We start from the raw sequence: 24812 nt of genomic DNA on the forward strand, positions 1-24812 counted from the left end.
GGAATATTTATCTAAATGCGATTGGGAAGCCAAAACCTTCCGAACAGATTCAGCATCTAGTTGAAGCCATAGGTGAAGCTCCTGTGATGGAGGAAGGGCCTGGTGAAGAGAGCGACCCCTTGAATTACACGGAGTACATGTCGTTCTATGCGAGTGGTTTGGAGTTTGGGTTTCGTGGGGGGGGTGCTAAACCATATGCACTTCTATTTGGTGAAAGCTGACGGATACTTGCCGTATTCGGGTGTTCTGCCTGTTGAGATGAAGTCCGAAGATGGGGTAGCAGACATCTTATCTAGATTCGGAAACCCCGACAGAGCTGGTGGTGATAAGCAAGATGGCCTGATGGGGTATTTGAATAAATGGTTTAGGTATAGCGTGACAGGAGGTGCGTTACGATTTGAATTCTCTCGTGAGGACAAAATTGTGCTGGTTACGTTAATGGCTGTATAACTCCACGCTCTGTTGGGGGGAATAGGGGCCGGACCACGATTTTCTACGTAAAAATCGTGGTCCGACCCCTATTTGCTCGATATTCATCCGTATGCGGCGTCGTGTGCACCCACGGGAGTCGGATGTGAGGGCATGCGTGAATCCTTACATTTCAATTACATAACGGGCTGAGTAGAATCTTCCCCCTTGCTGTTTGCGATGGATGATGGCCTTCGGGTGGCCTCTGCCGTGAGAGGCTAGGGGGCGGCGCTAAGGCGTTAATAAACGCCGCGATATGCACCCTGGAAATAAAAATTTGGGGTCAGGTCTTGTATTTTGTATTTATAGGCAGTGCAAAATAAAAGACCTGACCCCAATGTATTGCTGACAGGCGAAGGGTTTACCAATCCGACGTTGACGGTGCAAGCTAAAGGTCCGGCGGTTAAGACCCTGGAACTATCGGAAGCAGCCAGCAAGGTTAACAGCAACATTCAGCCTGTGAAGAAGGACAGTAATCAGCTGTTTTATAGCTACACGGCGTTCTCCAACGACCCGGTAGCAACCTTGATTGGTCACAGCCCTAACGGCGAGACCTGGATTTCTGTTAAGGAAATTCCGGCCATGATCGATCGACCAGTGCGCATAGCTGCTATGGCATAGGGACGGCGGGGTGTGCAGCAGTCGAATTTAGCCACAGCTACGGAGGGGACGAGATGGCTCATCTACAGCAGCTTAGGCAGGGCAAGGTCGACCAACTGCTGAAGGGGGCTACGCCGGTACCTAATGCTTTCTTGCCGGGGTTTAATAACCAATTGATGGAACAGAGCTATCTGCGTGACCAAACCGCCGTCAAGCCTGTCGGTTCGTCTCCGGTGCCCGTGGTTACGGTCCCTTCGACCACCCCATCAAAAGTGGAGGATCAAAGGGTGACTGACCTGGAGTTGTTGATGAGTAAGCTGAAGTCGGGGAGTGGCGGCTAATGCGCCAAATCACGCTTGGCCTTGCACTCGCAGCCTGCTTGCTGGCTGCGGGTTGTGCGAGCACTACATCGAATAGTGCTGCGCCTGTGGTTAAGGTCTATACGCCGCGCTGGGCGATCTACGATTTCGTGCTTAATGGGCGCTATCACATCCACCACGAGTATTTCGCCTTTGGTACATCCCGTGAGCCAATTGCTCGGGGGGGCTGTGGTTATGCCTTGGACGATGATCGGGCCGGACCTATGTATGAGCGTGACGGGCGGCTTTATCAGGACGGGATAAACGCCAAGGGTCCAAGCACTATGAGCATGGATCGTTATGCAGTCGGTATGAGGCGTAAAGGCATGCTGGGTGGACTGATCGACAAAACGACGGGGATCAAGGGAGAGACCGTTCACTTTGATTATAATCAGTTCGCCCCACTTTGCTCTGACCGCGTCGGCAGCTCGGACTATTCGGTCTACCTGCAGGCAGCCAAGGTTTTGACTATTGAGCAGGATGCTCAGGCAGAACAGCAGTTGCTCGATCGAGCCTACAAGGGATATTCGAAATGGGAACCGCTAGTAACGGAAGCAAGAGGCGGAAGCCGCTGGCGCGTGTCCCGAACGTGGAACTATTTGGACTATCTCTCGGATTCAACTGAGTACTGGTACTTGCCGATAGGCGAGAGTGGTTACTACTACAAGGTTGGATTTACCTACAAATCTGTTGATTTGAAGAATGGTCCGGCCGAGCAATACTTGAGATCGCGACAAGCATTCGAGCACATTCTCGACTCTTTTGAAATTACCGAGGTTGCAAAGGCTGCACGTTGAAGAAAAATTGGGGTCAGATACCGTCTTGAATAGCAAGCCCCGTTTGTCCGTGATTCGAGTCAAACGGCTTGCCAGACGTGATCACCCCATAGATCAGGTGGGCCAGTTTGCGCATGACGGCCCCGATCACTGCCTTGGGGGCGAGGCCGGTTGTTGCCAACCGGTCTGCGAAGGTTTTCAGGATGGGATTGTGCCGCCGCGCTACTAGGCCCGGCATGTACAAAGCGCGGCGCAGATCCTTGTGGCCGGTGCGGCTGATGATGGTGCGGCCCTTTACCGAGCTGCCGGATAGCCGTTGTCGCGGCGTCAGGCCGATAAAGGCCGCCAGCAAAAAATTGGGGTCAGGTCTTGCAATCACACATAGATTTGTTGGATTGCAAGACCTGACCCTAATTACTTAATTACTAGCACACTTCTTAATCCTGGCTTTCAGAATAAGCCGTTAAATATATTTGGGAACTCAGCGACGACTATGATGCCAACTCAGTTGTCCGAGTTTTTGGAGTCAAATATGGGCTGCTTGTACACAAGCTGTTCCTTTTGTCCCGAGGTGAGATAAGTGCGAGATAAAGGGAAGGTCGGGGTCAGGTCTTGCAATCACACATAGGCTTTTTGGATTGCAAGGCCTGACCCCAATTTCTTCCCAGTTCATTCAAAAGAACCCGGTTCCTGGAATGAAGAATCTGATACTCATAAAAGATGGCAAAGTTGTTGTGCTTGGAGGTGGCTAATGTCATTGATGTTTGTGATTGAAATCAAAGCCGGGGTCGATGCTTGTGAGCTTGCTTCTCTGGTTAGCGATGGCCGTGGCGTTGTCGTAGAACGGGGTGGCGATTGCTGGGACGTGGAGTTCGATTTCGGCATGTTTGCGGTGATCAATCGGGTTGAAATGGATTCGTTGGTCACTGTTGGTGCTGCGGATTTTGGGCTAGATTGGCCTGTAGGGGCTCGCGTGGTGTTCCATATGTCTAGTGAAAGCTACGAGCTGGGGCGAGTTGAGATTAGAAGAATTGTTGAAGGTATCTTTGCCTGCTTGGGAATGGAATGCATTCTTTCTTTCCAATATGAAGGTGTGTATGCCATTGCTGGGAAAACAGGGGTTCAGTATCTGGAAGAGATTTGAGTCGTGTTTGGGGTGTCTCGATTTGCGTAATTCGGGGGCGGATCTTGTATTTCGCATTGTTTTCTCATGCAAAATACAAGATCTGACCCCAGTTTCGCGAGGGCTGACACATTGACTGTAATATTTATAGTTGATGGTAAGATCACGACTAGAGTCTTTGAGGATAGGTAAACAAAATTCCGGTGACCCAATGATTACTGAAGACTTTGAGTTAGTTAAAGAGATTTTCGCGATCATCGACGAAGGTATCGTTGATGGCTATGACGCTTTCAGCTTCGAGGTTGAGGTTGGAGAGGGTTATATGGACATGAACCTGAAGGTTGATCGAGACGGAGTTGAGATCCCTAACGCAAGGACAAACATCAATGATGCAATATTGTATGGGTTGGTGAAAAAATTAAAGGAAAGTGCCGGAGGGCGCGGCGAGCATTGGATTTCCTTTGTTATGTCCTATAGGCTTGGCGACCAGGTTAGGACAAATTTCAGGTATGCAAAAGGCTAAGAAATTGGAGTCCGTGTCACGGAAGATTGGAAAATTGGGGTCAGGCCTTGCAATCACACATGGATTTGTTGGATTGCAAGACCTGATCCCAATTTTTGCATTGGTGGCGGTAAGTACGGCACCGACAATGGGTATGACAGTGTGATGGTTGTGAGAAGCCCAGATGGCACGACGACGATGACGCTTGTTCTTGATGGGAAGCAAATCAACGGCGGTTCCATTAAGCTTGATAGCTCCGCTGCCGGTGGAAATATGCAGTTGTCGGATAGTTGGATTCGATCTGTACAGGCTAAACTGCCAAATGGCGATCCTGCTAAAGCTGCGATTGAGAAAGCGTTGCTAGATGGCTCGTTGAAGACCGCTGTTGCTGGTGTTGACAAACCCACAGGGAAGTTTGTGGTTGTTAATGTTGACGCAAATGTAACTCCGGCACCGAAGCCGCCCAAGCTACCGAAGAAATAAGAGAGTGGAGCCATATTCGATGGGAAGCGAGAACATTTTTCCGGATGGCTTGACTCATTTGCTCGGGCGAGATGAGGGAGCAAGTAAGGAAAGTGCTGAGAGTGGGGCTGAGATGCTTGAAGCCGGGAAGGGGAGTGCGACAGGGTGCTTATTGGTCCTAGGTCAGTACTATGAGGCTAAGACCCTCCTTGCCTGGTTCCGAGACAACGATCTTGTCCAGATGAAACAGTACGCCTATGTCACTGGAAAACTCCAGCGCCTATATATGCAACATCGGCCGTGGGAATGGTATCCAGCCTATCTACATCTAATGCCGTTATTGAGTGATCATCCAGAACTGGTGAGTTGGTCAAGCCAGAATTGTGTCTCGACGTGGGAAAAAAAAGACTCATCGCAGCATCCCGCGTTCCATGCATATCAGGCAATATTGGCGCTGCAAGGTGAGTGGGCTGAGCTCGCCGAGCGCTGTGAGCGTGTACTGGCCAGTCCCGCAGGGAGGATGAAAAAGTATCAGGTTGATCATCGCTTCTATCTCTCCCTGGCTAAAGCGGATGTAGCAGGTATGGAAGCGGCGTTGTCTGAGCTGACAAGCCCAACCGTGAGTAAGGTCCGAAACTTTGAACCAGCTTTTGGTTTGACTGAGCGATTGATATCTACCTTTGGAGTGGTATATGCCAAGATCGCTTCAAGGCACGGCTATCAATTAAATTTGGATACTCCCTGGATACCTACCGATTGGTTGCCCATGGCGCCTTTGGATTCCTATGACGAGCCCTATACTTTCCTGAGAGACTTTGATCTCTTTACGCCATTTGAAGGTGATTGGTCTGATTGGTCTCCGGTTAGGTCATAGAGGAAGAAAAAATAGGGAGAGAAGAATAGGGGGCAGACCACGATTTTCCACATAAAAATCTTAGTCTGTCCCCTATTTGCACAGCGGTTTCGACCGAGCAATTGTCGCAAGCGGCAAGTTCAGTCAATAAATGAGGTGGTATGTGAGCGCTGAAGAAAAGAGCTTGGAGGCTATTCTAGGTGGGAAGGTTGCAACGTCTGATAGCCGCGCTATTCCTGGGGTGATTCCTGTTGAAGGCCAATGTGTCGTTTATATTTCCTCCCATGGGAAGACGCCTTTCCGGAAGTTGTTCAAACTGGTGACGTGTTATACCAATCCGCCAATGGCCACGCGAGGGGGGTAAATGATCGAGGTTGCAAGATTACGCCGCCTCTTGGTCCAGACTTTTACGCGATTTCCTGCCACGGTGATGTGAGCGGATGGATGGTTGATGTCGAGTCAGGTGTTAAGGGATTGGGTTTGTTATCGGCCAAAGTTGAGAACGAGCAGTTGTTAATTTCGGATGGAAGGAGTTTCTTGCTGTCCGAGTGCGGTATTGAGTTTAATTAAAGTGCAGTAAGTAGGGGCAGACTAAGATTTTTACGTAGAAAATCGTGGTCTGTCCCCTATTTGCTATTTCTATTTGACTACTGACTCGCCAGCTACAGAGATAGTTGATAGAGCAAAGGATATGTTTTGCAAGAAGGATAGAAAATGATAGAACTGGTTGTGGGAACTGATCCTGTTTTAGAGGACAATGGACTTTGGGCGATGGAGGTTAGATGCATCACCGATATCCCGACTGGAGCTCACTTGACAGTCGCTATTTCCTTTACGGTCGACATGGAGGATGGCTCCGTGTCGGAGGATAAAGACTCAGAAATCTTGATCGATCTCGTGATTGAAAAAATCAGATCGTGGGAGCGAGAGTTCGAGATTGCATACTCCGGCATGGCAGCCAAGATCTACGTGCTGGGTGATGCTTCTAGGGTAATAAAGAACTTGATCTGTCGTGGGGAGTAGTCGGGGAAAAATGGGGGTTCTCGACCAAAGTCTAGAAGGGATGGTATGCAATCTTTGTTGCTGGATTGGTGCGCTGTTTGCGAGGGCAGAGCAGCGTTCGACAAGTCCCATTTTCTGGGGCTTTTGAAAGCCCACCATAGTAAGGAGGATCTTCAGCGCATATTTGCTTATTTCCCCCATTCGGTGGAGCTGATAAGCCGAGCTGAAAATGTCGTCTCTGCAGGGACGTTAGAAGACTCGCTTTACCTACTGCCTAAGGGTGGCACGGATAAAACGGTGCTTGTTCAGAAGGGCGCGGAATGGCTCAAAGAACAGGAAAAGGTGTGCATTCTGCTTGGTAATACTGAGATCGAGGAGATTTGCCATGGCGGCCAAGTGTGCTTTGTAAGCAAGTCCGATCTGCAGCGTGCGCTACAGCAGGACGTGCCTCATTATTGGCTGTTTGATGAGATTGGGGATGCGATCAGGGCGAGCAAATTGCTTACTGATGAAAAGACCCATGCACTGTTTGAAGCGCTCTATGGTTTGGCCGCCGATTACTATCTTGCCTGGTATATTGGGCAGCCATTGTTTGCATTTGAAATCGATCTGGAGCCCTATTTCAGACTTTGGCAGGCCGGCGGCAAGTGCGTCCTTACGGAGCAGGCTTTGCTGGTGTCTGGTTAAAGCCCACGGATTGAGCAGGCGCCGTACCTAGCCCCATGAACCAAACCGACCTCACCACCCACCTCTCCCACCTGAACACGACCTATGTATCCGATGCCGACGTGGCCAAGGAGTTGCTAGGTCTGCTGACGCGCGACCCGATACCCGCCAAAGCCATCCTTGCCTCGCTCTCCCCTTACTTCGCCGGGACCATCACGCCGGCCGATGAGCAGGTACTGCAGGACATCGTCTATTACTACGTGTAGTGGCTACATCGCTGAGCCGTCGTGCCGCTAAGGATATCATCATGAAATACCTCATTCCCCTGATTACTGCGGCACTGCTGGCCGGCTGTGCCTCGCCACCGCATGTGGACCCAACCAGTGGCCCGATGGTCAGCATTCAGGTCGTCGACAAGACGGGCGGCAGCCGGCGCGATGCCATCACCATCCGCTACGCCTATGCGGACTGCAATCTGCTGATCGGTAAGGATTGCTATGCGAGTGATATCTATACCGGCAAGCGCGACGGTGGGCAGGGGCCGGTGGTGCGCCGGGTGCCGGCGGCAGATGGCAGGCCGGCGATGTTGTCGGCGATGATTTCGGTCGGGGACCGGCATTGCGCCTATCACTATAAGTTCCGGCCGGTGCCGGACGGGGTGTATCTGGTGGAGGCAGCGACAGGGTCCAGCGGGATATTCCCGTTCTCGACGACCAGTTGCTATTCCCGCTTCATGGATATGACCGATCCTGCGAACCCCAAGCCGGTCGAGTTGCTGTCCTGCCTGCCGCCGCTCTGCAAATAGGGGCTTAGCCGCCAGCCAGCTTCGCCGCCAGCTCCGCCTGCGCCGCCGCAATCCGGCGGCGTTTTTCTTCTACCTTGGCAATTTCTTCGGGGCTGATGCCGCCTTCGGCCTTGGCACGGGCGAGGTCTTTATCCAGTTGCGGCAGCAGGGTGTCGGCGGCTTTCACGTAGGCGCTGTAGAGCCGCCGTTGCTGGCGATCGGCGTATTCCTGATAGCGGTCGGGGTTGGCGAGCTCGGCGGCGGTGGGCGGTTCGCGCCAGTCGCCGTTGCTGTGGGCCAGGGGTGGGGCGCGGTCGTCGCCGTGTTCGCGGGCTTCGGCCATGCTCAGTACGGCCGGGGTGGATTGGTCGATGGCCGGTACGGTGCTGGTGGCCTCCAGTGCTGGTGCGTTGCCGCTGGCATCCCTGGGGGGCCAGGCTTCCGATGTGGCTTGGCTTGCTGCCTGGGTCTGCGGAGTGGCCGCGTGGCTGGCGAGTGTCGTATCAGCCTGTGGCCACAGGTACCAGGCGGTGCCGCCAATAACGGCGACAGTGAGGGCGGTGAGGGTCCAGCCACGCGGTGTCATGGTCTTACTCCAGTTTGTCGACGCTGCGCACGCCCAGGGCGCTGGCGTTCAGTTCGATATGGGCGTCCCGGTAGAGTTGCTCGCGCAGGGCCTTGAATTCAGCTACGGCTTTCTGGCGGGAAATGGCCTGGCTGGCGGTGTAGCGGACGGCTTCGCTATCGAGCGCTTGCAGGCCTTCCTGGCGTTCGGTCACCAGCATGATCTGCCAACTGGCCTGGCCGTTCTCGGCACTGGGTTCGCGCACCGGGCGGGATGGCTTGCCGGGCGGCAGGGCGAAGGCGAGTTCATAGAGCCAGGGCGCACGGCCGTCCTTGGGTTTGAGCCAGCCCAGGTCGCCGCCTTGTTTGGCATCGTCGGCGTTGGAGAATTCGGCGGCGATGTCGGCAAAGTTGGCGCCGGCCTGCAGCCGGGCGTAGGCGCGCTGGCAACTGGCTTCTTCGGCACAGCGGATGTGCTGGGCGCGGACCTGTTTGATCTGCTTGAACTCGGCCGGGTTGCGTTCGTAGTAGGTGCGGATCTCGGCCGGGGTGACGCTATCGGCCAGGCGCTTGAGGTTGGCGCTGGCGTAGTGCATGTCGGCTTCGATGCCGAGCAGTTGCAACAGGGCGCCGCGCCGGTCGCGGTCTTCGACCGAGCGTCGCAGCAGTTGCAGGTCGGCCTCGCTGAGGCCGCTGTCGCGCTTGGCCCAGCTCAAGACAAATCGACCGGCGAGCAGTTGCATGGCCTGCTGGTCGCGGTAGCCGGCATCGCCGCCGGCGAGCATGGTCTTGCCCTGGATGTTCTGCCGCTGCCAGACATCGGCGAGGCTGATATTGCCGGTGTCACCATTGGGCAGGCGGTAGGCGAGCAGGGGGATGCGCCGGGCGGCATCGAGCCGGGCAGGATTGAGCTCGGTGGTGAGTTGCAGGCCGGCGCTGGGTGGGAAGACCGCGGCGAGGTCATCGGCGCTGGGGCTGCTGCGCTTGCTGACGAGCTTGTCGAGCCCGCCCGCCTTGGCGAGTACGGCGTCCAGCGGCTGCTTGTAGGCGCGGCGCAGGGTGGCAACCAGTTGGTCTTCGACCGCAACATCCCGGCTGAAGGCCACGCCCATATTGGGGAAGAGCGTGACATCGTCGTAGTGCTGGCGGGCGTAGTCACCCAGCAAACGGTTGTCGATGACCGACGCGAGGATCTTGTTGAGCGGGGTGCGCATGTCGCGGTAGGCGGAGGCGGTATGCAGTACCCGCAGGCCGGCCATGGGCACGGGTTGGCCGTCGATCCGGGCGGCAAGGGTGGGGTCGTCGAGGCTGCGGCTGCTGCTGGCGCTGGCCACTACATGGGTGGCCAGCAGAACCAGCAGGGCCAGCCGTTGTTGAACGGTCTGGCCCATGCTTACAGGCGCTCTGCAGCGCGGTTGAGGACATGCACGACCATGGCGATGGCGTGCGGGACGACTTCCTTGGCCACGGTCTTGCGGGTGGCCTGGTCGGTGGCCGAGAGGACGGCACCGCCGCGTGCATACGAGATATCGCCACCACGGGTCAGCAGCGGACGGATGTCCGTTGCGTCCTTGGCCAGCGGGGTGAAGTCGGCCAGGGCCGCTTTCACCAGCGCCGGGTCGTTCAGGCGTTCGCTGTCGTAGTAGTCCTTCACCCAGCCTTCCCAGCTCGAATGGTTGAGCGCGGAGGTGGTCCAAGTGTGGTGCGGTTGCAGCAGGTCGGTGCTGTGCAGCGCAAAGCCCAGCGATTGGGCGGTCGGGCGGGCCAGGAACTGTTGCCACCAGTACTGGGCGAGGTTGTCGATCGGTTGGAACGGCATTTTTTCGAAGTCGGCATACATGGAGGGCGTGGAGTAGCCGCCGATCCGGTAGTTGGCTTCGGTAATGCCGTAGCTGTTGTACTTGGAGTTGTCGCCGAACCAGCCCTTCATGCCGCCCTTGCCGTCGTCGAGATAGTCGCCATACAACCAGCCGGCGGCCAGGGTGTCGATGTCGCCCCAGACGGTCAGCTTGTGATAGTTGTAGCCACCGAGCTTGTTGCCGTGCACGTCGGCGCCGCCGGTGTGGTTCTGGAAGTGCTGGTAGCTGGTGTAGTTGACGATGCTGGCACCAAGGCCCCAGACCGGCGCTAGTTGGCAATCCCCGGTGGTGGCGCCGCACAGGTAGGTGTCGGCAAAGTCGTCGACGTCGTAGGCGCCCTGGCCGAGGGCGGCGGCGAACTGTTCGATGGTGTAGCCGGCACGGGTCGCGCCGGCTTGCAGCTTGGCAAAGTTGGTGGTGCTGGGGTTGGCCTGCATGTAGGCGACGGCATCGAGCACGATGCGGCGGTGGGTTTCTTGCTGGAATGCGTGGACAGGTGCGGCGAGACAACAAGCTACTGCCGCGCCAGCCATAAGGCGAGCGAGTTTCATTGCTTTGCTTCTCCTCTGTTCTCTTGTGGGCCGGATGGCCCGGAACGAAATTCTCCTGCCCCTGTGTGGCGGTATCGTGAAGCCTGGATGACACCAAGCACGCGGTAGTTAGGTGCAGGTAGTGCCCACCAGCAAAGTACGTGGCAGGGGGGAAAGCAAGGTCGTCGTGGCCTTGTTGCGCGTAACACGCAATGGCCGGGTCGGCGGTAGGGGTGGGTGGCGCGGGTATACTGCGGGCCACTGTTGCTCTCCCCGTCACCCATGCAATCCCTGCTTACCCAACTCAGCGCGCTCACCTGGCTGGAGGTCGTCGGCTTTGTCCTGACCCTGCTGGGTATCGGGCTGGCCGCCCGCAATCATTGGTGTACCTGGCCGCTGCAGATGCTGGCCGGCGTGCTGTACGTAGGCCTGTTCGTACAGTTCCAGCTGTTTGGCGAGGCCGCGCTCAACGCGCTGTATGTGCTGCTGGCGGCATATGGTTTGTGGCAATGGCGGGCGGGTACCCATCACCCGGCCTTACCCATCAGCCGCATGGGCTGGTGGGACCACGGCTGGTTCTGGGGTCTGGGCGTGCTGGGCACGGTGCTGGTGGCGCAGTTGCAGGTGCATTTCCTGCCGACTGATCTGCCCTGGCTGGATTCCACGGTGTTCGTGTTCGGCGTACTGGCGCAGTGGTTGCAGGCGCGACGCAAGCTGGAGAACTGGCCGGTCTGGATTGCGCTGGATCTGCTGGCGGCGGGGATCTACTTCCATAAATCCCTGCAGGTGACCGGCGCGCTGTATGTGCTGCTGGCGCTACTGGCAGCCTACGGCTGGTGGGATTGGCGTCGGTTGCTGCGGGCGAGTGTGCATGTTTAAGGTCGCCGTCGTGGGGGCGGAATCGTCCGGCAAGACCACGCTGGCGCGTGATCTGGCGCAGGCGATCGCTTGCCATTGGCTGCCGGAATACGCGCGGGATTACTTCGAGGCCCGACCGGGGCTGATCTATGGCCTGGATGATGTCGTCGCCATTGCCGAGGGGCAGCGGGCGGGCGAATCAGACCCGGCGCGCTGGCGAGGAGCAGGGGCCGTGGACGGCCTGGTGTGCGATACCAATGCGCTGGTGTGCAAGATCTGGGCGGAGGTGCGCTATGGGCACTGCCCGGCGGCGATCAGCGCAGCGTGGCCGGCGGACGACTATCTGCTGCATGTGCTGCCCTCGCCGGATATCGCCTGGGAGCCCGACCCACTGCGTGAGCATCCGCACGACAGGGCGGCGTTATTCGCGCTTTACGAGGCGGCGTTGCAACAGTCCGGTGTTGTTTATTGCACAGTCAGCGGAACACCGGCACAGCGTGTCGAGGCTGTGATCCAGCATCTGCGCGGCTTGCCGGGATTTTCGGCTTGATCGCCCCTGCGGCGTTACGTAGTTACCCTTACTTGACCATTGGTACGCTTGTTCCAGTATCATCCTCACATCGCAGTACAAGTTTCCTCCTCCTCTGGCCGCCGCTGTACGGGCGGCCGTTTTTTTACCTGTTGTCAGCGTCGTCGATACGCCACAGGCCGTGTGGCTTAGGGCTGTCGCGTGGGCAAAGGGTAGGGGCGGAGGACGGAAATCCCGTACATTGCAGGGCTGGAAACCTGGGCGGCCTGCTGGCTGCCCTTGCCTCACCCAGAGCCAGATCCGATGCCTAAGCACCACGCTGCAAGCCCATCACCAGAACCCGCCAACGTGCCCGAGGCCGCGGTATATCGCATGCAGCGCATGGGGGCGGATCTCTACACCCGCGCGCTGGACGGGCCGGTGTTCTATCTGCTGGGTTATCTGCTGATCTGCATCACCGGCGGCTATGGCCACCTTGGCCTGGTGTGGTTACCGGCGGTCCTGTTCGTTGTGCTGTGGCTGCTGCGGCGCCGTAATCGCCTGCCGGCCGAGACGGCACGGTTCCAGGGTTGGCGTCGGCGCCAATGGTTGCTGATCCATGCCGGCTGCGTACTCTGGGCTGTGGTGTTCGTGCGGGTCTGCCAACTGGAGCAGGCCAATACCATCCCCTTGCTGATCGCCGTCATCTGCACGGTTGCTTACGGCACCGCGGCGAGCAATACCTTCTCGCTCGATCCGCGCCATGCCTTGCTGACCATCTCGCTGCTGTTCCTGCCGGCGGTGGCACTGCTGCTGGCCACGCCGTCGCTGCGGGCCATTGGCATCACGCTGGGTATCTACAACATTTATCTGGCGCTCAACCTGCGCCGGGCGGCGCGGGAGTACGACGCGCATATACAGGCCGAATACGCCTTGCTGCAAAGCCGCGCGGAGATCGAGAAGCTGACCCGCCAGGACAGCCTGACCGGGCTGGCCAACCGGCGCGAGTACGAGTCCCGCTTCTGGCAGGTGTGGGGGCTGGCGGCGCGGCAGCAGGCGGACCTGAGCCTGATCGTGCTCGATATCGATCACTTCAAACGCGTCAACGACGACTACGGCCATCAGGTGGGCGACGCCTGCCTGCAGCATTTTGCCGCGCAGATGCGGCAATGCTTCCGGCGGGCCGGGGATCATCTGGTCCGTTACGGCGGGGAGGAGTTCGTGGTGCTGCTGCAGGATTGCAATGCAGGTCTCGCGCTCCAGTTGGCGGAGGATTTCCAGCAGCATCTGCGGGCGACACCCTATCGCCATGATGTCCTGTCCATTGCCATGACCGCCAGCATGGGCGTGGGCGCGGTCCGATGGGTGGAGGACGAATCACCCGCCAGCGTCTTTGCCCGCGTGGATCGGGCCTGCTACGAGGCCAAGCGCCTGGGGCGGGACCGCATCGTGCTGGCCGGTGGCTCGCTGGTGGTCGCCGAACCCACGATTGTGGTGGCGGATGAGCCGTCGCCGGAATAGCGCGTCTTCATCTTCGCATAAGGAAGCGGCGCTAAGATCACGCCATCGAAATACCGATTTCCTCCTCCTCTGGCCGCCGCATTTTGGGCGGCCGTTTTTTTGTCGGTCCAGGGCACCACGTCGGGTAGCAGATGACCGATGAGATCAAGAGGCGCATGGGCAAGGCGCCAAGTCTGACGCTGTCGGTGAACGGGGAGATCGATAACGCGAAGGGGCCATGGCATCAGCCGCGTCGCCACGGCCAAAGGGGCCGGGCGGGTGTCGATATCGTGTCATTGGACGGAAGCAGGAAACGACAAAGCCCGGCACTTGCATGCCGGGCTTTGTGTTTGGCTTTATGGGCCTGGTGCCCATGGGCAGATTCGAACTGCCGAGCACTCCCTTACCAAGGGAGTGCGCTGAGTCTGCCTTGGGGACAATCGACACTATGGTTTACCCGGGACCGATAGGGCCTGTCTTAGTCGACTAATTCATATCAAGCTTAATACGCCAAGTTTAATTGCCATAAGGGCTTGGTCATGATGTTTGATACAGTACTTGCTATCTTGTAAGTATTAAAGAAGGTGGCCTGATGCGTGAATTTCCGTTCAGTTGCGGGATGGAGGCGGCACTCGATCTCATCGGTGGCAAGTGGAAGCTTTTGATCCTCTATCACCTGATGCATGGCAATCAAATGCGTTTCAGCGAATTGCGACGGCTTGTCGGCAATGTGAGCGAGAAAATGCTGAGCCAGCAGCTCAAGGAGATGGCCAGCGACGGACTTGTTCGACGTATCGACTTCCGGACCATACCTCCTCATGTCGAGTATGCGCTGACCGCCTTTGGCAAAGACCTCGGTGAGACCTTTCGACCTGTCTGTGAATGGGGTGTTTCGAATATGGAGGAAATCAAGGCGATCTCTAACGCCCGCGCCATCCGCAACGCTTAGCAGTAAGTTGCTCACGGTGCTAAGTGTGGGTTATTGCATTGCACTTACAAAAAGGTACGTATTGGTCATTTCGTAACCAGAGGGTAAGGTGCCAGCCTCTACGCTGGGCGCGCTGGCCTTGTCACGGTTTCGCGCAATCGTTCCCGCTGCCGCATTGATGGCGGGCAGAAACGTAGCCAGCGGACTTGCCACTCTCTTTGGGAATACACATGAGCACTACCATCACTACCAGCTTCGTGAGCATCGTCGGCACTTACCAGGTAGATATTCAGGATGTTTCGGCGTTCGCCAAAATTGCGACGGAATCTGTTGCGCAGACTGTCAACAAGCGTGGTTGTCTTTACTTTCTCGCGGCGCAAGATGTAGCGCGGCCGGGTGTCTTTCACCTGTCGGAAGGTTGGGCTAGTCAGGCTGATCTGGACGAGCATATTGCCAGCCCCGATTTTCAGAGGACACTAGAGCAGGCGTTCAAGTTACGTATTTTGAGCCGCGAGATCTATGTCTCGGAGTCCAAGGGCCGTACGTTGATGGCCTGAGCATATCCAATCAGCGGTGCGGGCTTGCGTGACTTACAGATACGACAAAGCCCGATACTTGCGTACCGGGCTTTGTGTTTGGCTTTATGGGCCTGGTGCCCATGGGCAGATTCGAACTGCCGACCTCTCCCTTACCAAGGGAGTGCTCTACCCCTGAGCTACATGGGCTTCCATCTGGGTGTGATCTGCACCGGACGGTGCAAAGTCATGCCTGGGAGAACAAACGGCCTTCATTGCTGAAGGCCGTCCGGAATACTTGGTGGCCAGTCGCGGAATCGAACCACGGACACGCGGATTTTCAATCCGCTGCTCTACCAACTGAGCTAACTGGCCCCTTGAGGAGGGCGCATTAAACAGGAAAGCCGACGGAGCGTCAAGCTTGCCTGCGGCATGAAATGCAGGTTTTTTCGTGAGCGATAGCTAACTATTTGTTTGGTAATGAATCAGGGCCCAAAATTTTTTTTGGGTGCGGCGCCAATTTTGAATCAAGCCGCGCGGCTGCCCAATCGTGCCGCTCGCCAAAACCTGACTTGACCGTGTTCCAGCGCGGTGGAATTCGCTGATGGTGGCAGTTGTTGCGTTATCTGCTGCACTGCGGGAATTTGTCGGCTTTCTGCAAGCCATCACTTTAACTATCCCGGCATGGCCCCTATATAGGAGGGTGACGGCGGCTGGTTGGGCGCCAGTTGTAGTTGCTTTCCGGTCATGACGTCGCCATATTCCGTCGCGCCGCGCCAGGTTTATCGGGGCTCCCCGCGTTGTTGCACTGCAACCAGAACTTGGCATGAAAATTGTTGTCAGACCCCGCTTACATTAGAATTACGACCCCACATGCACCCGAGTGCCGCGCCAGTGTCTGCCGAACCGCTTGTCACCATCGACAACGTCTCCTTTTCCTATGATCGTCGTCCCATCCTCAAGGGGATCAGTCTGTCCATCCCCAAGGGCAAGGTCGTGGCCATCATGGGCGGCTCCGGCTGTGGCAAGACCACCCTGCTGCGACTGATCGGCGGCCAGATCAAGCCTGGCAAGGGTGAGGTCAAGGTGGCGGGCAAGGTCGTACATGAGCTCGATTCCGAAGGCCTGTACCACCTGCGTCGCAAGATGGGCATGCTATTTCAGTTTGGCGCGCTGTTTACTGACATGTCGGTGTTCGACAATGTGGCGTTCCAGATGCGCGAGCATACCGAGCTCCCGGAGTCGATGATCCGCGATCTGGTGCTGATGAAGCTCAACGCCGTGGGGCTGCGCGGTGCTGCCAAGCTGATGCCGTCCGAGCTATCGGGTGGTATGGCCCGCCGGGTGGCGCTGGCCCGTGCCATTGCGCTTGATCCCATGCTGATCATGTACGACGAGCCCTTCGCCGGGCTCGATCCGATCTCGCTGGGCGTGATCGGCAAGCTGATCCGCGAACTGAACGACGCGCTGGGTGCGACCACCATCATGGTGACGCATTCGGTGCCGGAGTCGCTGGCCATCGTGGATTACGTCTATTTCGTGTCGGAAGGCAAAGTCGTCGCCGAGGGAACGCCGGATGAGATCCGCGCCTCGGACGAGCCTTTCGTGCACCAGTTCGTTGGCGGCTTGCCCGATGGTCCGGTGCCGTTCCAATACCCGGCCAAACCGTATGCCGAAGATTTGATGGGAGTGCGCAGTGCTTGAATGGATGGATAGGCGAGTGCGTGCACTCGGCGCCCCGGTCGTCGACGCGTTGGAGAAGCTGGGCTTCGGCTTTCGCTTCTTCATGGCGGTGCTGTGGCATTCGATGGGCGTGTTCCGGCGCTTCAGTCTGGTCATCCGCGAGGTGTACTTCACTGGCGTGCTGTCGCTGGTGATCATCCTGGTGTCTGGCCTGTTCGTTGGCATGGTGCTGGGCCTGCAGGGTTACGACACGTTGCAGCGTTTTGGCGCTTCTGAGGCGCTGGGCGTGTTGGTGTCGCTGAGCCTGTTGCGTGAACTGGGCCCGGTCGTGGCCGGTCTGCTGTTTGCCAGTCGTGCCGGTTCGGCCATCACCGCCGAGATCGGCCTGATGAAGGCAACCGAGCAGCTGGCAGCCATGGAAGTGATGGCGGTCAATCCGGTAGCCCGGGTCATCGCCCCGCGCTTCTGGGCAGGTGTGCTGTCCATGCCGCTGTTGGCAACGCTGTTCTCGGCCATGGGCATCATCGGCGGTTATCTGGTCGGCGTCGTGCTGATCGGGGTGGATTCCGGCTCTTTCTGGGCGCAGATGCAATCCCAGGTTGATCTGTACAACGACGTCGGCAATGGCATCGTCAAGAGCGTGGTGTTCGGGATTGCGGTATCGATTATTGCGGTGTTCGAGGGCTTCGATGCCCCCGCCACGGCAGAAGGTGTGTCAGGGGCGACGACCCGTACGGTGGTGACGTCCTCGTTGGTTATTCTGGGTCTGGACGTGGTCCTGACTGCATTCATGTTTAGGGGTATTTGATGAATCGGCGCATTTACGACTTCTGGGTCGGGGTATTCGTGGTGCTGGGCCTGGCGGCCCTGGTGTTTCTTGCTTTGCGTGTCAGCAATGTGTCGAGCGGCGGCGCCAAGCCGACCTATCGCGTGACGGCGGCCTTCGACAATATCGGTGGCCTGAAGGCCCGTGCGCCGATCAAGAGCGCTGGCGTGCTGGTTGGCCGCGTGGCCGGTATCCATCTGGACCCGCAAACCTACCGCGCCCTGGTGACGCTCGATATCGAGCAGGACTACAAGTTCAGCCGTGATTCCTCGGCCGAGATCCTGACCTCCGGCGTGCTGGGCGACCAGTACGTGGGGATCGATCCAGGCGCTGATGAAACCATGCTCAAGAACGGCGATCGAATCAACCTGACTTCGTCGGCCATCGTGCTGGAAAAGTTGATCAGTCAGTTCATGTTCAGTAAGGCAGCGGAGAATCCCGCTCAGGCAAAACCTGCCCCATAACAGGAAAACATCATGCGTAAAATTTTTGCACTCATCATGCTGGCAGCCGGTCTGGCCGTCGCCGCGGCCGATGTACCTGCGCCGGAGCAACTGGTGCGCAACACCAGCAAGGAAGTGCTGGACGTCATCAAGAAAGACAACCTGCAGCCAAACGACAAGCGTTTCCGCGACCTCGTGGAATCGAAGGTGCTGCCGAGCTTCGATTTCAACCGCCTGACGGCCTCCGCCGTCGGCAAGTCTTGGCGCCAGGCTACGCCTGAACAGCAGACCGCACTGATTCGCGAGTTCAAGACCCTGCTGATCCGTACCTATTCCAACGCCGTGGGCGCCAACAAGCTGCAAGGTATCGAAGTGAAGCCGGTCAAGATGGCCGATGCCGATACCGATGTCGTGGTCCGTACCGAAGTGTCGGCCACCACCGGCCAGCCTTTCCCGATCGACTACCGTCTGGCCAAGACCGGTAGCGACTGGAAGGTCTACGATGTGGCAGTCGAAGGGGTAAGCCTGGTGACCAACTACCGTACCAACTTCAACCAGACCATCCAGAAGGATGGGATCGACGGCCTGATCAAGGCGCTGGCGGATCGCAATGCCACCCAGCCTTCCAAGGCGGCTGGCAAGTAATCATGGCTGAAGTCGTCAAACTCAGCGGCGCGCTGACGCTGGATTCGATTTGCCGGGTGCACGGCGAGTTGTCCGACCGCCTGGCGCTGCCGGAGCTGGTGCTGGACCTGGCCGAGGTGACCGAGATCGATTCCACCGCGATCAGCATGTTGCTGCACTGGCAGCGGGATGCGGCGGCGGCGGGTCGTAGCCTCAGCCTCGCCCGTGCGCCGGACAACCTGACCAGCCTGGCGGCCCTGTATGGGGTCGAGGATTTTCTGCCCAAGGCGCAAGCCTGAGTTCACCGTCGTCCAAGCTGCAGGCATGCCTGCTCCGGAGCCCCTGTATGCGTTATTCGCTTCCCTTGCTGTTCAGCCCGCTATTGCTGGCAGCCTGTGCCACGCCGGCCAATCACTATGATCCGATCGAGCCGGTCAACCGCAAGGTCTACGCCTTCAACAGCGCGATCGACAAGGCGGTACTGAAGCCGGTCGCCAAGGGTTACGAAGCAGTGACGCCGCAACCGGTGCGTACCGGTGTGTCCAACTTCTTCAGCAACCTGGGCGATGTCTATGTCGGCGTCTCCAACCTGCTGCAAGGCAAGGTCAAGGATGCCGCCAGCGATACCGGCCGGGTCGTGTTCAACACCACCTTCGGTATCCTGGGCCTGATCGACGTGGCAACCCCAATGGGCTTGACCAAGCATGACGAGGACTTCGGCCAGGTGCTGGGTGCCTGGGGCGTGCCCTCGGGGGCCTACCTGGTACTGCCCTTGATGGGGCCGAAGACGCTGCGTGATACCAGCGATGTGGTCGGCAGCTACTACCTGGATCCGCTCAAGGCGATTCAGGACCAGGGCGCAAAGAACGCGCTGACGGTGTTGCGCCTGGTAGATACCCGTACCAAGCTGTTCGCGGCCGAATCGCTGATCGAGTCGGCCAATGTGGGCGACGAGTACAGCTTTGTGCGTGACAGCTATCTGCAGCGCCGCTACAACCTGGTCTGGGACGGTGCGCCGCCCAAGCCCTTGCCACTGGGTGATGACGACGACTTTGATCCGGCCGCGCCGGATGCAGCCACGCCACCGGCTACTACACCGGCCGTACCCGCTGCCACCAGTTCGGTCGCACCTGCCGATGTCACGGCGGCACCCAGCGATACCGCGGCGGCGCCCGCTGCGGAAAAACCGCTGGAACCCAAGGCTGAGGCCGATCCGCAGCAGCAAGCCAGCAGTTGAGCAAATCCCGAAGCGGCTCGTGAGGGCGCTTCCAGCAGCATCAGTTTCTAAGCGAGGCAAGGCGCGAGTGAAAAATTTCTACGCAGCATAGGTCTGATATGTGAGTAGAAATTTTTCATGAGCAACGCCGCATCGCGACGAAAGTGGGGTTGCTGGCAGTGCCCTTGGGCCGCTTTTCCATTTCCGGCCAGCACCTTAGCAAGGTGCAAGTCGGGTAGAATCAGCGTTTTCCACCGCCCGCCATCATGTCTGTTGCCATCCGTTTTTCTGCCGTCAAGAAGCGTTTCGGCGAGCTCGAAGCCCTCAAGGGTGTTGATCTCGAAGTGCGCGAAGGCGAGTTTTTCGCGCTGCTGGGACCCAACGGGGCCGGCAAGACCACGCTGATTTCGGTGCTGGGCGGTTTGACACGCCCGGACAGCGGCAGCGCCGAGGTGCTGGGCAGCGATGTGCATCGCGACTATCGCGCAGCCCGCCGCAAGGTCGGCATCGTGCCGCAGGAGCTGACCTTCGATCCGTTCTTTACCGTGCGCGAGACCTTGCAGTTCCAGTCTGGCTACTTTGGCCTGCGCAAGAACGACGCCTGGATCGACGAGCTGCTGGAGCACCTGGGCCTGAGCAACAAGGCCAACGCCAATATGCGGTCCTTGTCGGGTGGCATGAAACGCCGCGTCATGGTGGCGCAGGCGCTGGTGCACAAGCCGCCGGTCATCGTGCTCGACGAACCGACGGCCGGGGTGGACGTGGAATTGCGGCAGACGCTGTGGGAATTCATCCAGCGCCTCAATCGCGACGGTCACACCATCGTGCTGACCACGCATTACCTCGAAGAAGCCGAGACACTGTGCAATCGCATCGCCATGCTCAAGCACGGTGAACTGGTTGCGCTGGACGACAAGGCGGCCTTGATGGCCTCGCATTTGGCCCGTACCCTGTCGCTGAAGCTGTTCCCGGATGTTTTGCCGGCCGCGCTGCAACCGATGCTGGTCGCCGAGCGTGACGGCAACTACCACCTTAAGCTGGACGACACCTCGACGCTGGAAGCGATACTGGCCAGCCTGCGTGAGGCTGGCATCAGCGTACGCGATATTGAAATCCTCAAACCCGATCTTGAATCGGTATTCCTCGACGTGATGGGAAGGAAGCGTGGCGCCTGAATGCCGACGCCGCGGTAAGCAAACCGCAGCGGCAATGGCGACGCCAGACAACAATGCAAGGCTTTAGCACCCTTTTCTACAAAGAGATCCTGCGCTTCTGGAAGGTCAGCTTCCAGACCGTGGCGGCACCGGTCCTGACCGCCGTGCTCTACCTGATGATCTTCTCGCATGTGCTCGATTCGCATGTCGAGGCCTATCCGGGCGTGCCCTACACGGCCTTCCTGATCCCGGGCCTCGCCATGATGTCGATGCTTCAGAATGCCTTTGCCAACAGTTCCAGCAGCCTGATCCAGTCCAAGATCACCGGCAATATCATTTATATCCTGCTGCCGCCCCTGTCGCACCTGGAATTCTTCTCGGCCTATGTGCTGGCGGCTGTGGTGCGTGGCGTGGTGGTAGGCTGTGGCGTGCTGCTGATCACCCTGCTGTTCGCGCTGCCGGATTTCAAATACCCGCTTTGGATATTGATGTTTGCCGTGTTGGGCTCCGGCCTGATGGCGGTACTGGGCCTGATCGCGGGTATCTGGGCGGAGAAGTTCGACCAGCTCGCGGCCTTCCAGAATTTCATCATCGTCCCGCTCACCTTCCTGAGTGGGGTGTTCTACTCGATCCATTCCCTGCCATCATTCTGGTTGGGCGTATCGCATCTGAACCCGGTCTTCTATGCGATCGACGGTTTCCGCTACGGTTTCTTTGGCGCCAGCGATGTTTCGCCCTGGCTGAGCCTGACCGTGGTGGGCGGTACCTTTATCCTGCTGGCCAGCTTTACGCTGCACCTGCTACGGACCGGCTACAAGCTCAAACACTGAACCCGGGTGGGTAGCCCCCGCCTGGCATATTGATAAGAAACGTCATGGTTACTCCTGAACAAGTCAAACAGTACATTGCCACCGGCCTCGCCTGCGAGGTGCTGGAAGTCAGTGGCGATGGTCACCATTTCGAAGCGGTGATCGTTGCCCGTGCGTTCGACGGCCTGCCGCGGGTACGCCAGCATCAGCTGGTCTATCAGGCGCTGGGTGAGCGCATGCGCGAGGAAATCCATGCGCTGTCGATGAAAACCTACAGCCCGCACGAATGGAAAAACCGGGCCTGAAGCCTGCCGCGCCGGTGCGGCCCAAGCGTGTCGATCGGCTGGGTGTCCTGCTGATCAACCTGCCCTGGCTGCTTCTGCTGCTGGTGTGGTGGCTTTGGTGGTCGGCGTCCTGAACGCAACCATCCCTGCACCTTGCCCGCCCTTATATCGCCGGACCTGATCCGACCTAAAAGATTGAAACGACATGGATAAACTCAAGATCACCGGTAACGGCCCGCTCAGCGGCGAGATCGTCATCTCCGGCGCCAAGAATGCGGCGCTGCCCATCCTGTGCGCCTCGCTGCTGACGCCGGACACGCTGCGCCTGACCAACGTTCCGCAACTGCGTGACGTGCTGACCACCCAGAAGCTGCTGCAGGGCATGGGTATGCGGGTGATGACCGACAACGTCCATGAGTTCGAACTCACCGGTGCCAGCATCGACAAGCTCGAAGCGCCCTACGAGCTGGTCAAGACCATGCGCGCGTCCATCCTGGTGCTCGGCCCCATGCTGGCCCGCTTCGGCGAAGCCCGTGTCTCGCTGCCCGGCGGTTGCGCCATTGGCAGCCGGCCGGTGGACCAGCACATCAAGGGCCTGCAGGCCATGGGCGCCGAGATCAATATCGAGCACGGCTACATCCATGCCCGCGCCAAGCGCCTGAAGGGTGCCCGCTTCGGTTCCGACATGGTGACCGTGACGGGTACCGAGAACCTGCTGATGGCCGCCACGCTGGCGGATGGCGTCACCGTGCTGGAGAACGCCGCCCGTGAGCCCGAAGTCGTCGATCTGGCCGAGTGCCTGATCAAGATGGGGGCCAGGATCAGTGGGCACGGTACCGATACCATTACCGTCGAAGGCGTGAGCAGCCTGCATGGTGCCGACCATGCGGTCATGCCGGACCGGATCGAGACCGGTACCTTCCTGTGCGCGGTCATGCTGGCTCGTGGCAAGGTAGTGCTGCGCAACACCCGCGCCGGCATCCTGGAAAGCGTGCTGGACAAGCTGCGCGAAGCCGGTGCCTATATCGAGGCCGGTGACGGCTGGATTGCCATTGAAATGCGTGAGCGTCCCAAGGCGGTAGACCTGCGTACGCTGCCCTACCCGGCTTTCCCGACCGACATGCAGGCGCAGTTCATGGCCGTCAATACGCTGGCTCAGGGCACGGGCGTGATTACCGAGACCATTTTCGAGAACCGCTTCATGCACGTCTCCGAGCTGGCCCGCATGGGCGCCGACATCCACGTTGACGGTCATACCGCCGTCGTCCGTGGTGTGGAAAAGCTCTCCGGCGCGACCGTGATGGCGACCGACCTGCGGGCTTCGGCCTCGCTGGTCATTGCCGGCCTTGCGGCCGAAGGCGAGACCATCGTCGACCGCATCTATCATCTTGACCGTGGCTACGAACACATCGAAGCCAAGCTCGGCGGCGTGGGCGCCCATATCGAGCGCGTGCAGTAAACACCGACTCGCCAGTGCAACAACTGGTGCGTAATCGATACAGGCCGGGTCAGTAAGCTGAACCCGGCCTGTTTTCTTTGCGTGGTGGGTGTGGTCTATGGTTTAAGCAGGTTTTCCGCCCCGATAAAAGAACGCCATGTCCGCCGAAACCCAACTGATCGAACGCTTCTACACCGCCTTCCAGCAGAAGGACTGGGCGACCATGGCCGCCTGCTACCACCCGGAAGTGCAGTTCGGCGACCCGGTTTTTCCCGACCTGCGCGGGCCGGAACCCGGCGCCATGTGGCGCATGCTGCTGGAAAGCGCGACCTCCCTGCAGGTCAGTTTCAGCGAGGTAAGTGGCGACGCGGGCCAGGGCTCAGCGCGCTGGGAGGCGGTCTATCCCTTCTCGCAAACCGGCCGCAATGTGCATAACCGCATCAGCGCCAGCTTCGAATTCAAGGACGGACTGATCTATCGCCACCGCGATGTCTTCGACTTCTGGGCCTGGAGCCGCATGGCACTGGGAACGTCCGGCCTGCTGCTGGGCTGGACGCCGTTGCTGCTGAACAAGGTGCGCAAGACGGCGGGGCAGCGTTTGCAGCGCTTTGTCGAAAAGCACCCGGAATATCGCCGTGCCTGAGCCGGTTCGGGCCTGGGTGGGTAGCTAGACTAGACAAGTTGCCATCCATGTTGTCTAAGCAACTGATGGGTAAATAACAATTGGCTATTTATTCGATAGACAACTAGTGCTCGCCAGCCGGGCCGCCGCTCGGCATAATCGTCCTTCTGCCGTTTGTCGCCTCACCATGATCACCATCGCCCTGTCCAAAGGACGCATCTTCGAAGAAACCGTCCCGCTGCTCGCCGCCGCGGGCATCGTGCCGCTCGAAGACCCGGAATCCTCCCGCAAGCTGATCCTGTCCACCAACCGTGACGATGTCCGGCTGGTCATTGTCCGCGCGACCGATGTACCCACCTATGTGCAATACGGCGCGGCTGACCTCGGCATCGCCGGCTACGATGTATTGCTGGAACACGGCGGCGCCGGTCTCTACCAGCCGCTGGATCTGGGCATCGCTGCCTGCAAGCTCATGGTCGCGGTACGCGAGGGCTTCGATTATTTCACCGCCGTGAAGCAGGGCGCCCGGCTACGCGTCGCCACCAAGTATGTGGAATCGGCACGCGAGCACTTTGCCAAGAAGGGCGTACACGTGGACCTGATCAAGCTGTACGGTTCCATGGAGCTGGCGCCGCTGGTCGGGCTGGCCGACGCCATCGTCGACCTGGTCAGTACCGGCGGTACGCTGCGTGCCAACAACCTCGAAGCCGTCGAGCATGTGCAGGAGGTCAGCTCGCGCCTTGTGGTGAACCAGGCGGCACTGAAGCTCAAGCGCAGTCGCGTGCAACCGATCATCGATGCGTTCGCCTCGGCGAGCGCCCACCACCACGCCTGAACGGGTCCGCTTTTCGCCGAC

Annotated in this window: 32 protein-coding genes and 2 tRNA genes; 28 read left to right on the forward strand and 6 right to left on the reverse strand. The window is 58.5% G+C overall.

The window, feature by feature from the left end:
* Positions 1-780 precede the first annotated feature (780 nt).
* From ACYVHK_RS19790 to ACYVHK_RS19800, 3 genes are read left to right on the forward strand one after another with little or no spacing between them, the layout of a single operon-like run.
* Positions 781-1089: a hypothetical protein gene (locus tag ACYVHK_RS19790; protein ID WP_460535685.1), complete on the forward strand. Its 309-nt coding sequence runs from the start codon at positions 781-783 to the stop codon at positions 1087-1089.
* Between the two features lie 53 nt (positions 1090-1142).
* On the forward strand, positions 1143-1409 hold the full coding sequence (locus tag ACYVHK_RS19795) for a hypothetical protein (RefSeq protein WP_460535687.1): 267 nt from the start codon (positions 1143-1145) through the stop codon (positions 1407-1409).
* The gene (locus ACYVHK_RS19800) at positions 1409-2224 is read left to right on the forward strand and encodes a DUF769 domain-containing protein (protein WP_460535689.1); all 816 of its coding nucleotides are present in this window, start codon (positions 1409-1411) and stop codon (positions 2222-2224) included. Before ACYVHK_RS19795 ends, ACYVHK_RS19800 begins: the two co-directional genes overlap by 1 nt.
* A gap of 13 nt (positions 2225-2237) precedes the next feature.
* On the opposite strand, the gene ACYVHK_RS19805 is transcribed toward ACYVHK_RS19800, so the two are convergent.
* On the reverse strand, positions 2238-2555 hold the full coding sequence (locus ACYVHK_RS19805; RefSeq protein ID WP_460535691.1) for a transposase: 318 nt from the start codon (positions 2553-2555) through the stop codon (positions 2238-2240).
* Positions 2556-2954: 399 nt separating this feature from the next.
* Here ACYVHK_RS19805 and ACYVHK_RS19810 point away from each other — a divergent pair, with 399 nt between their 5' ends.
* The 8 genes from ACYVHK_RS19810 to ACYVHK_RS19845 all read left to right on the forward strand — a co-directional run bounded on the left by ACYVHK_RS19810 (position 2955) and on the right by ACYVHK_RS19845 (position 7616).
* Positions 2955-3347: a hypothetical protein gene (locus ACYVHK_RS19810; RefSeq protein ID WP_460535693.1), complete on the forward strand. Its 393-nt coding sequence runs from the start codon at positions 2955-2957 to the stop codon at positions 3345-3347.
* Positions 3348-3537: 190 nt separating this feature from the next.
* Positions 3538-3849, forward strand: a complete 312-nt coding sequence (locus ACYVHK_RS19815; RefSeq protein WP_460535695.1) for a hypothetical protein — start codon at positions 3538-3540, stop codon at positions 3847-3849.
* Positions 3850-4026: 177 nt separating this feature from the next.
* Positions 4027-4311, forward strand: coding sequence for a hypothetical protein (locus ACYVHK_RS19820; RefSeq protein WP_460535697.1), 285 nt, complete (start codon positions 4027-4029; stop codon positions 4309-4311).
* 220 nt (positions 4312-4531) lie between these two features.
* Positions 4532-5164 carry a hypothetical protein gene (locus ACYVHK_RS19825; protein ID WP_460535699.1) on the forward strand — a complete coding sequence of 211 codons (633 nt, stop codon included), beginning with the start codon at positions 4532-4534 and terminating at the stop codon, positions 5162-5164.
* A 693-nt stretch (positions 5165-5857) separates the two neighbouring features.
* The gene (locus ACYVHK_RS19830; RefSeq protein ID WP_460535701.1) at positions 5858-6166 is read left to right on the forward strand and encodes a hypothetical protein; all 309 of its coding nucleotides are present in this window, start codon (positions 5858-5860) and stop codon (positions 6164-6166) included.
* 45 nt (positions 6167-6211) lie between these two features.
* The gene (locus ACYVHK_RS19835) at positions 6212-6832 is read left to right on the forward strand and encodes a hypothetical protein (RefSeq protein WP_460535703.1); all 621 of its coding nucleotides are present in this window, start codon (positions 6212-6214) and stop codon (positions 6830-6832) included.
* Between the two features lie 35 nt (positions 6833-6867).
* Complete coding sequence (locus ACYVHK_RS19840) at positions 6868-7077, forward strand: hypothetical protein (protein WP_460535705.1); 210 nt, start codon at positions 6868-6870, stop codon at positions 7075-7077.
* Positions 7078-7118: 41 nt separating this feature from the next.
* Positions 7119-7616 carry a hypothetical protein gene (locus ACYVHK_RS19845; RefSeq protein ID WP_460535707.1) on the forward strand — a complete coding sequence of 166 codons (498 nt, stop codon included), beginning with the start codon at positions 7119-7121 and terminating at the stop codon, positions 7614-7616.
* A gap of 4 nt (positions 7617-7620) precedes the next feature.
* On the opposite strand, the gene ACYVHK_RS19850 is transcribed toward ACYVHK_RS19845, so the two are convergent.
* Genes ACYVHK_RS19850 through ACYVHK_RS19860 form a run of 3 tightly spaced genes read right to left on the reverse strand, consistent with a single transcriptional unit; the run spans position 7621 to position 10569 of the window.
* Entirely contained in the window at positions 7621-8181 is a 561-nt protein-coding gene (locus tag ACYVHK_RS19850) for a hypothetical protein (protein WP_460535709.1), read from the reverse strand.
* 4 nt (positions 8182-8185) lie between these two features.
* Positions 8186-9550, reverse strand: coding sequence for a peptidylprolyl isomerase (locus ACYVHK_RS19855; protein ID WP_460535711.1), 1365 nt, complete (start codon positions 9548-9550; stop codon positions 8186-8188).
* A 2-nt stretch (positions 9551-9552) separates the two neighbouring features.
* On the reverse strand, positions 9553-10569 hold the full coding sequence (locus tag ACYVHK_RS19860; RefSeq protein WP_460535713.1) for a phospholipase C/P1 nuclease family protein: 1017 nt from the start codon (positions 10567-10569) through the stop codon (positions 9553-9555).
* Between the two features lie 261 nt (positions 10570-10830).
* Here ACYVHK_RS19860 and pnuC point away from each other — a divergent pair, with 261 nt between their 5' ends.
* The 5 genes from pnuC (at position 10831) to ACYVHK_RS19885 (ending at position 14899) form a co-directional block, all read left to right on the forward strand.
* On the forward strand, positions 10831-11427 hold the full coding sequence (gene pnuC, locus ACYVHK_RS19865; protein ID WP_460535715.1) for a nicotinamide mononucleotide transporter family protein: 597 nt from the start codon (positions 10831-10833) through the stop codon (positions 11425-11427).
* Positions 11420-11956, forward strand: a complete 537-nt coding sequence (locus ACYVHK_RS19870; RefSeq protein WP_460535717.1) for an AAA family ATPase — start codon at positions 11420-11422, stop codon at positions 11954-11956. The genes pnuC and ACYVHK_RS19870 overlap by 8 nt, the downstream gene beginning before the upstream one ends.
* A 282-nt stretch (positions 11957-12238) precedes the next feature.
* Positions 12239-13435, forward strand: a complete 1197-nt coding sequence (locus tag ACYVHK_RS19875; RefSeq protein ID WP_460535719.1) for a GGDEF domain-containing protein — start codon at positions 12239-12241, stop codon at positions 13433-13435.
* Between the two features lie 571 nt (positions 13436-14006).
* The gene (locus ACYVHK_RS19880; protein ID WP_460535722.1) at positions 14007-14363 is read left to right on the forward strand and encodes a winged helix-turn-helix transcriptional regulator; all 357 of its coding nucleotides are present in this window, start codon (positions 14007-14009) and stop codon (positions 14361-14363) included.
* Positions 14364-14572: 209 nt separating this feature from the next.
* The gene (locus ACYVHK_RS19885; protein WP_460535724.1) at positions 14573-14899 is read left to right on the forward strand and encodes a putative quinol monooxygenase; all 327 of its coding nucleotides are present in this window, start codon (positions 14573-14575) and stop codon (positions 14897-14899) included.
* A gap of 93 nt (positions 14900-14992) precedes the next feature.
* Here the strand turns inward: ACYVHK_RS19885 and ACYVHK_RS19890 are convergent.
* Together ACYVHK_RS19890 and ACYVHK_RS19895 are read right to left on the reverse strand one after the other, a co-directional pair.
* A tRNA-Thr gene (locus tag ACYVHK_RS19890) sits at positions 14993-15067 on the reverse strand.
* Between the two features lie 89 nt (positions 15068-15156).
* Positions 15157-15232, reverse strand: a tRNA-Phe gene (locus ACYVHK_RS19895).
* 498 nt (positions 15233-15730) lie between these two features.
* Here ACYVHK_RS19895 and ACYVHK_RS19900 point away from each other — a divergent pair.
* The 12 genes from ACYVHK_RS19900 (at position 15731) to hisG (ending at position 24791) form a co-directional block, all read left to right on the forward strand.
* On the forward strand, positions 15731-16561 hold the full coding sequence (locus ACYVHK_RS19900) for an ABC transporter ATP-binding protein (protein WP_460535726.1): 831 nt from the start codon (positions 15731-15733) through the stop codon (positions 16559-16561).
* A gap of 16 nt (positions 16562-16577) precedes the next feature.
* Positions 16578-17348, forward strand: a complete 771-nt coding sequence (gene mlaE / locus ACYVHK_RS19905) for a lipid asymmetry maintenance ABC transporter permease subunit MlaE (protein ID WP_460535728.1) — start codon at positions 16578-16580, stop codon at positions 17346-17348.
* Positions 17348-17830, forward strand: coding sequence for an outer membrane lipid asymmetry maintenance protein MlaD (mlaD, locus tag ACYVHK_RS19910; protein ID WP_460535730.1), 483 nt, complete (start codon positions 17348-17350; stop codon positions 17828-17830). The genes mlaE and mlaD overlap by 1 nt, the downstream gene beginning before the upstream one ends.
* Positions 17831-17842: 12 nt before the next feature.
* Positions 17843-18454 carry an MlaC/ttg2D family ABC transporter substrate-binding protein gene (locus ACYVHK_RS19915; RefSeq protein ID WP_460535733.1) on the forward strand — a complete coding sequence of 204 codons (612 nt, stop codon included), beginning with the start codon at positions 17843-17845 and terminating at the stop codon, positions 18452-18454.
* A 2-nt stretch (positions 18455-18456) separates the two neighbouring features.
* Positions 18457-18732: an STAS domain-containing protein gene (locus ACYVHK_RS19920; RefSeq protein ID WP_460535735.1), complete on the forward strand. Its 276-nt coding sequence runs from the start codon at positions 18457-18459 to the stop codon at positions 18730-18732.
* Positions 18733-18779: 47 nt separating this feature from the next.
* Entirely contained in the window at positions 18780-19670 is an 891-nt protein-coding gene (locus ACYVHK_RS19925) for an MlaA family lipoprotein (RefSeq protein ID WP_460535737.1), read from the forward strand.
* 245 nt (positions 19671-19915) lie between these two features.
* Positions 19916-20824 carry an ABC transporter ATP-binding protein gene (locus ACYVHK_RS19930; RefSeq protein ID WP_460535739.1) on the forward strand — a complete coding sequence of 303 codons (909 nt, stop codon included), beginning with the start codon at positions 19916-19918 and terminating at the stop codon, positions 20822-20824.
* 53 nt (positions 20825-20877) lie between these two features.
* Positions 20878-21633, forward strand: coding sequence for an ABC-2 transporter permease (locus tag ACYVHK_RS19935; protein WP_460535741.1), 756 nt, complete (start codon positions 20878-20880; stop codon positions 21631-21633).
* A 44-nt stretch (positions 21634-21677) separates the two neighbouring features.
* Positions 21678-21917 (forward strand): BolA family protein, encoded by a 240-nt coding sequence (locus ACYVHK_RS19940; RefSeq protein ID WP_460535743.1) that lies wholly within the window; start codon positions 21678-21680, stop codon positions 21915-21917.
* A gap of 184 nt (positions 21918-22101) precedes the next feature.
* A complete protein-coding gene (gene murA, locus ACYVHK_RS19945) occupies positions 22102-23355 on the forward strand; it encodes a UDP-N-acetylglucosamine 1-carboxyvinyltransferase (RefSeq protein WP_460535745.1) in 1254 nt (417 codons plus the stop codon).
* A gap of 136 nt (positions 23356-23491) precedes the next feature.
* Positions 23492-23977, forward strand: coding sequence for a nuclear transport factor 2 family protein (locus ACYVHK_RS19950; RefSeq protein ID WP_460535747.1), 486 nt, complete (start codon positions 23492-23494; stop codon positions 23975-23977).
* A gap of 166 nt (positions 23978-24143) precedes the next feature.
* Positions 24144-24791, forward strand: a complete 648-nt coding sequence (gene hisG, locus ACYVHK_RS19955; RefSeq protein WP_460535749.1) for an ATP phosphoribosyltransferase — start codon at positions 24144-24146, stop codon at positions 24789-24791.
* Positions 24792-24812: the final 21 nt, after the last annotated feature.

The organism is Chitinimonas naiadis, assembly GCF_054780835.1.